This is a genomic window from Dietzia sp. E1, assembly GCF_014145015.1.
Classification (GTDB): Bacteria; Actinomycetota; Actinomycetes; order Mycobacteriales; family Mycobacteriaceae; genus Dietzia; species Dietzia cinnamea_A.
Genome location: NZ_JAALDU010000089.1, coordinates 1 through 6,236, shown reverse-complemented (window position 1 = coordinate 6,236; position 6,236 = coordinate 1). Strand labels below are relative to the sequence as shown.

Here is a 6,236-nt window from a genome sequence, read left to right as displayed (position 1 = left end):
CTCGCTGGAGTACGCGGTAGTCGTCGCGCCGGACACGCCCGCCGGCCCGGCCTGCGACGTCTCGGCGTTCACCGACTCGGCGGACTACGTCCACGGCAGCCCCTCCGCCTCGGTCGCGATGACCAGCCGCCGGGAGGGCACGTCGACCCAGGCGGTGGGCCCGGGCGGCGAGGACGTTCTCGCCTACTGCTTCCGCGTGCGCCTCTCGCCCGACGCCCCCAGCGCGGTGCAGGGGCGAGCGCTCACCCACACGTGGACCTGGGCCGCGCGGTCCGTCCGGACGGAGATGTGATGAGCGAGCTCGAGTTGGCCGACCCCGCGGCACCCGTCCGCCCTGCCCGCCGCGGCCTCATCGGGAGGCTCGGCGATATCGGCCTCACCGTCCTCGCGGCGCTCGGCGCGGTGAGCATCGCCTTCGTCGTGCTCGCCGTGGTCTTCGATATCGGCATCCTCATGTTCCGCACCGGGTCGATGGGCCCGACGATCCCGGCCGGCTCCGTCGCCATCGCGCGCCAGATCCCGGCGGCCGAGATGTCGCCCGGTGACATCGTGACGGTCGAGCGCGGCGAGGGCGAGCTGCCCGTCACCCACCGGGTCGTCCGGATCATCGACTCGGACCCGGTGACCGGAGCGGTCGCGTTCGACATGCGCGGGGACGCCAACGACTCGGACGACCCGGGGCCCTACGCGGCCTCGACGGTGAAGCTGGTGCTGTTCTCGGTGCCGGGCGGCGCTCCCGTGATCCAGCAGTTCAGCAACCCGGTGGTGCTCGCCGGCCTGACCGTCGCGGCGAGCCTGCTGGTGGGGTGGTCGGTGTGGACGCGCGGCGACGAGGAAGGCCACGAGGAGGACGACGAAGACGACGACGACGACAACGACGACCACCCCGCCTCCGGCGCCGATCCCGCCGATCCTCAGAACACGGGCCGGTCGGGATGATCACCGTCTTCACGCCGTGGCACCGGTGCCTGATCGCGCTCATCGGGATCGGGGCGCTCGCGCTGGCCCTGCTCGGCGGGGCCGGCGCGTTGAGCAACACCGACGCCGCCTGGGTCGACGAGGAGCAGGCGACGGCCTCGTTCACCGCGGGAACGCTCGGCCCGGTCCAGAACCTCGAGTGCAGCCAAGGTGCCACTCTCCTAGGCCTGAGCCTGCTGGAAAACCAGCTGGAGCTCTCGTGGACCAGACCGCGCGGCCTACCCCAGAATGTGCCGATCGTCTACGAGATCTCGGCCGGCTCACGAGTGGTGGGCGAAGTCCACGAGACTAGCTACGTCTACACAGCGCGACCTGCGATACTCGACCTTCAGGTAACACTGTCTGTCGTGGCGCGAGTGGGGAGCTGGACCGGCCCGGGCAACCAATACCGGGCATCCCAGCTCCTGCTTCTCGGGCTCCCTGTGCGCGTCGCCTGCGAAAAACTACTCGGCGTCCTATGAAAGGGCCGTGAGCCGCCAGTCGGAGCACCTGTGAATTTGGCCACACGCCGAGACGAGGCGTAACGAATACGGCCGCGTCAGCAATATTCTTCATGAACCGGAAGTCACCGCGCATCGCGTGACCAGGGTCCCCTCCCCTGCACCGACCTCCGGCAGAGCGCACGTTCGGAGGAGTCATGCGGATCAGGCACGCGGCCACCGCCCTGGTGGGCCTCGCCGCCTCCTCCGCCTGCGCCCTCGCCGCCACGATGATCTTGCAGGACCGCGAGGAGCAGGCCCGCGAGTCCGAGCTCCGCAGCTCCGCCTGGTCCGTGCAGGCGTCCACCGACTTCGGCACCACCTGGACCGCGCCCATCTCCTCCTATGGTGGCCACTTCCCGGTCCGCGTCGACACGGCCGGCCTGCGGGACCGCTCGGCCTACCAACCGCTCACCCTCCGCACGAGCGTCGACTCGCGCGACGACGCCCACGTGGCGATCGGGGAGGGCGTCCTCGTGGAGGGCGACCCGGCCGCCGCCGCCGACGTGCGGATCCGGGCGGTCGCCTCCCGCGGCGGGGCCTGCGCGGCGCCGGCCTTCCGCCTCGACTCGGACAACGTCCTCGCCGGGGACGGTGAGCAGCCAGTGCCCGTCGACGCCCCCACCTCCGACGTCCCGCTGATCCTGCCCGGCGCCACCCGCACCACACCCGGCGCGGCGGTGACCGTGTGCCTCGAACTGAGCATGGACGCCGACTCCCCGGCGCCGGACTCGGTCCTCACGCTGGCGTGGCCCGTCGACATCGCCCGCAGCGACGCCACCGCCTGAGCCGCCCGCTTAATAACCCGACCGTGCCGTCCGCCCGGTCGCCTTCTCAGCCGCCGGCGGCCTCACGGTAGATCCGCGCATGGGTGGCCACGACGGTCTCCGGATCGGCGCCCGCCACCCGCGGCGGCACGGCCCGCGGATCCTCCGACGCCGCGCGCACGGCCACCGCCACCGCGGAGGGATCACGCGGGTCGTACACCTCTCCCGAGTGTTCGCCCGGGTCGCACCGGTCGAACCACTGGTCCCGCAGGAACCCCACCGACGGGAACACCGGCGCGACCCCGAGGTCGCGGCACAGTTCCAGCCACGTCGAGTGGGTGGCGAACCGGTACGGCAGGACGCACACGTCGAGCGCGGCGAACTCCGGCAGTACGGGCCCCAGATCCAGCGACTCGTAACGCACCAACCGCACCGACTCCCAGCCGCCCTCGGCCGCCAGCTCCGCGACGAGGTGGTGCCCGCCGGCCTCGCGGTCCTCGCCGCACGCGTCGCGCCACGCCTGCGCCTCCACCACGATCCGCAGGTGGGCGCCGCGGCGGCCCTGTGCGACCGGCGCGAGCTGGTCCAACAGCTCGGGGCCCTCGATGTTCTCGCCCATCCGCTCGAGCAGGACCCCCACCACGAGCGGGTCGTCCGGCCCGCGCAGGTGCTTGCCCGCGCGCACGGCGGCGGAGATCTCCGCCTCGTCCAGCAGCCGCGGGTGCGGCACCACGACCGGCTCCACGCCCCACCGCACCCACAGTTCGTGGGCCGCCACCTCGGTCAGCGTGATCACCGCGGACGCGGCCTCCACCAGCGTGCCGGTGTGATCCCGGTGCGGCAGCTCGTCCTCGTGCGTCGGGTAGACGATGTCGTGGACGGTCAGCACGAACGGCACCCCGGCCGTCTCGAGGTGCTCGACCACGCCGTCCACGCTCTCGGGCTCGAGGTAGTCGTAGCCGAAGTGCACGTGCACCAGATCGACGTCCCGCAGCGGGTCGGCGTCCCGGTGGATCTCGCCGGAGGCGTCCGAGTCCGGGTCGAGCTCGGCGGGGGTCACCGCCTCGGCCGGGGTGTGCCCGTTGACCACGCCGGGCCGCACGGGCACGAGCTCCACGTGCTCGGCCCCGTCCAGGCCGATGATGCGGCGCACGGCCGGATGTGCGGCGGGTAGCACCGCCACCCTCGTCCGCGACCCGCCACCCAGGACGCTCATAGCGTCAGTCTAGACCGCGGCGCAGGTCCTCGATCAGATCTCCAACATACTCCAGGCCCACCGAGAGGCGGATGACGTTGTCGCCGATCCCCACCGCGGCACGGGCCTCGGGCTCCATGGACGCGTGGGTCGTCGTCGCAGGATGGGTCACGAGGGTCTTGGCGTCGCCCAGGTTGTTGGAGATGTCGATGACCTGAAGCGCGTTGAGCAGGGCGAAGCACTCCTTCTTGCCGTGGCCGCCCTCGCCGTCGTCGCCCTGCTCGTACTTCAACCCGAAGGTCACCACGGACCCGCCGCCGGACATCTGCGCGCGCGCCAGCTCGTACTGGGGGTGTGACTCGAGCATCGGGTACGTCACCCAGTCCACCGCCGGGTGGGACTCGAGGAACCGCGCCACCTCGAGCGCGTTGGCGGACATCCGCTCCACGCGCAGGCCCATGGTCTCCAGGCCCTTGACCAGCACCCACGCGTTGAACGCGCTCATGCCGAACCCGGCGTGGCGCATGAGGTTCTGCACCGGACCGGAGATGTACTCCTCGGTCCCCAACACGGCGCCGCCGAGGACGCGGCCCTGGCCGTCGATGTGCTTGGTCGTGGAGTACACCACCACGTCCGCACCCAGCTCGAGCGGCTTCTGGTGCAGGACGGTGGCGAAGACGTTGTCCACCACGACCTGCGCACCGGCGGCGTGGGCCAGCTCGCACACCGCGCGGACGTCGACCAGTTCCTGCATGGGGTTGGAGGGGGTCTCGAAGAAGACCGCGTCGGTGGGCTCGCTGAGCGCCTCACGCCACTGGTCGAGGTCGGCGCCGTCGACGAACACCGTCTCCACGCCCCACCGCGGCAGGATCTCCGCGCAGATCACGTAGCAGGAGCCGAACAGCGCGCGGGAGGCCACGAGCCGGGAGCCGTTGCCGCACAGCGCGGCCAGCGCCACGAACACCGCGGACATGCCGGAGCTGGTGGCGAAGCACGCCTCGGCGCCCTCGATCTGGCGCAGGCGCTCCTGGAACATCGCGACGGTGGGGTTGCCGTAGCGGGAGTAGACGAAGCGCTGCTTCTCACCGTTGAACGACGCCTCGGCCGCCTCGGCGGACTCGTACACGTAGCCGGAGTTGAGGAACATCGGCTCGGTGGTCTCCTCGAAGGCCGTGCGCATCTGGCCGGCGCGGACCCCCAGGGTGTCGGGGTGGAGACCGTCGGGGAGCTCGTTGTTCTTCATCCGCTGCTTTCTGTGTTCTCGTGCGTGCGTGTGTGTGGGCAGGCCGGGTGTGTGGGCCGGGCGTGGGGGCGGGCCGTGTCAGGACTGGCGCCAGGCCAGGCCCGCGACCTTCCAGCCGTTGACCGTGCCGCGGTGCCCCTCGGCGTCGGGGTCGCCCTCGAAGCCGCCGGCCACGTTGTAGGCGGCGCCGTATCCGGCGGCGGTGGCGACCCGGGCCGCGGCCGCCGACCGGTGTCCGCTGCGGCACAGGAACAGCACGGGCGCGTCGGGCTCGACGCCCGCCTCGGCCAACTGTTCCACGAACCGGGCGTTGGGCTGGCCCGCCGAGGTCATCCACTCGATGCCCAGCGTGCGCTTGCCGAGCTTCGACAGATCGGCGCCGCCGACCCACTGCCATTCGGCGCTCGTGCGGACGTCCACCAGCACGGCGTCGGGATCGGAGGCGAGCAGTTCCCAGGCCTGGCGGGGCGGTAGGTCCCCGGCGTAGTCGCTCATGGGTGTCGATTATGCTCCCCCGACGCCCGATCGGCGGGGTCGAGGTACCCGGGTGGCCGTTCTGTGCGACGATCCGGATATGACGCCGCTCACAGATCACCCCTACCGTGTGGCCGTCGTCGGGTCCGGCCCGGCGGGCGTGTACGCGTGCGAGGCCCTGCTGGACTGGAGCGACTCGCGCGATCCGTCGGGGCGCGGGATCGTGGTGGACCTGCTCGACCGCCTGCCCGTGCCGTACGGGTTGCTGCGTCACGGCGTGGCCCCGGATCACCCCCGCATCAAGGGCATCGCGCGGACGCTCGAGGGGATCGCCGCGGATCCGCGCATCCGGTTCCTGGGCAACGTGGAGTTCGGCAGCGACCTGACGGTGGAGGACGTGCGGCGCTTCTACCACGCGGTCGTGTTCTCCACCGGCGCGCTGACCGACCGTCGGCTGGGCGTCCCGGGCGAGGACCTGGAGGGATCGTACGGGGCCGCCGAGTTCGTGACCTGGTACGACGGTCACCCCGATTCGCACCCGGAGTGGGCGCTCACCGCCGAGCGGGCGGCCGTGGTCGGCGTGGGGAACGTGGCCCTGGACGTGGCGCGCATGTTGGTGCGCAGTCCTGAGCAGCTCGAGCCGACGGACATCCCCGCCCACGTGCGGGACGGCTTCGGCACCAATGTGACGCGCGTGGTGTCGGTGATCGGGCGCCGTGGCCCGGCGCACGCCAAGTTCACGCCCCTGGAGCTGCGGGAGATGGCCAAGGTGGAGGGCGTCACCGTGGTGGTGGATCCCGACGACCTGGAGTACGACGACGAGGCGCGCGCCCTCCGCGACGGCGATCGCCGGGCGGGGCAGGTGTGCGCGCAACTCGAGAAATGGGTCGGGGCGCAGCGTGAGGCCGGGCTCGAGACGGCGGATGAGGCCGAGGCCGCCGCGCTCGCGGCCGGCGGGAAGGTGGTGCGGTTCCGCTTCCACCGGTCCCCCGTCGAGATCGTGGGCGACGACGGCCGGGTCTCGGGGCTGCGACTGGAGATCACCGAACCCGATCCCGCGCCGGCCGGGGCCGAGGCGTCCGGCGCGGCCGCGGCCACGG

8 protein-coding genes are annotated in these 6,236 nt (G+C 72.0%); 5 read left to right on the top strand and 3 right to left on the bottom strand.

Annotated features, from left to right (window positions below; all coding sequences use genetic code 11):
• The 4 genes from G6030_RS03915 to G6030_RS03900 form a co-directional block, all read left to right on the top strand.
• The coding region (locus tag G6030_RS03915; protein WP_206680888.1) for a hypothetical protein at nucleotides 1–292 on the top strand (292 nt) is incomplete at its 5' end.
• The gene (locus tag G6030_RS03910; protein WP_182642268.1) at nucleotides 292–939 is read left to right on the top strand and encodes a S26 family signal peptidase; all 648 of its coding nucleotides are present in this window, start codon (nucleotides 292–294) and stop codon (nucleotides 937–939) included. The genes G6030_RS03915 and G6030_RS03910, both read left to right, overlap by 1 nt.
• Entirely contained in the window at nucleotides 936–1,439 is a 504-nt protein-coding gene (locus G6030_RS03905) for a hypothetical protein (protein ID WP_182642267.1), read from the top strand. The genes G6030_RS03910 and G6030_RS03905 overlap by 4 nt, the downstream gene beginning before the upstream one ends.
• Before the next feature lie 176 nt (nucleotides 1,440–1,615).
• Nucleotides 1,616–2,245 (top strand): hypothetical protein, encoded by a 630-nt coding sequence (locus tag G6030_RS03900; RefSeq protein WP_182642266.1) that lies wholly within the window; start codon nucleotides 1,616–1,618, stop codon nucleotides 2,243–2,245.
• 46 nt (nucleotides 2,246–2,291) lie between these two features.
• On the opposite strand, the gene G6030_RS03895 is transcribed toward G6030_RS03900, so the two are convergent.
• The 3 genes from G6030_RS03895 to G6030_RS03885 all read right to left on the bottom strand — a co-directional run bounded on the left by G6030_RS03895 (nucleotide 2,292) and on the right by G6030_RS03885 (nucleotide 5,157).
• Entirely contained in the window at nucleotides 2,292–3,440 is a 1,149-nt protein-coding gene (locus G6030_RS03895) for a hypothetical protein (RefSeq protein WP_187701516.1), read from the bottom strand.
• 4 nt (nucleotides 3,441–3,444) lie between these two features.
• Nucleotides 3,445–4,662, bottom strand: coding sequence for an O-succinylhomoserine sulfhydrylase (locus G6030_RS03890; protein WP_182642265.1), 1,218 nt, complete (start codon nucleotides 4,660–4,662; stop codon nucleotides 3,445–3,447).
• A gap of 78 nt (nucleotides 4,663–4,740) precedes the next feature.
• Entirely contained in the window at nucleotides 4,741–5,157 is a 417-nt protein-coding gene (locus G6030_RS03885; protein WP_007629445.1) for a rhodanese-like domain-containing protein, read from the bottom strand.
• Between the two features lie 79 nt (nucleotides 5,158–5,236).
• On the opposite strand from G6030_RS03885, the gene G6030_RS03880 reads away from it, so the two are divergent.
• Nucleotides 5,237–6,236, top strand: a 1,000-nt coding sequence (locus G6030_RS03880) for an FAD-dependent oxidoreductase (protein WP_182642264.1), incomplete at its 3' end; no start/stop codon positions are given.

Excerpts from the sequence above, each read along its gene's own strand:
- G6030_RS03910 (WP_182642268.1), top strand. The coding sequence starts at position 292 with ATGAGCGAGCTCGAGTTGGCCGACCCCGCGGCACCCGTCCGCCCTGCC.
- G6030_RS03905 (WP_182642267.1), top strand. The coding sequence starts at position 936 with ATGATCACCGTCTTCACGCCGTGGCACCGGTGCCTGATCGCGCTCATC.
- G6030_RS03900 (WP_182642266.1), top strand. The coding sequence starts at position 1,616 with ATGCGGATCAGGCACGCGGCCACCGCCCTGGTGGGCCTCGCCGCCTCC.
- G6030_RS03895 (WP_187701516.1), bottom strand. The coding sequence starts at position 3,440 with ATGAGCGTCCTGGGTGGCGGGTCGCGGACGAGGGTGGCGGTGCTACCC.
- G6030_RS03890 (WP_182642265.1), bottom strand. The coding sequence starts at position 4,662 with ATGAAGAACAACGAGCTCCCCGACGGTCTCCACCCCGACACCCTGGGG.
- G6030_RS03885 (WP_007629445.1), bottom strand. The coding sequence starts at position 5,157 with ATGAGCGACTACGCCGGGGACCTACCGCCCCGCCAGGCCTGGGAACTG.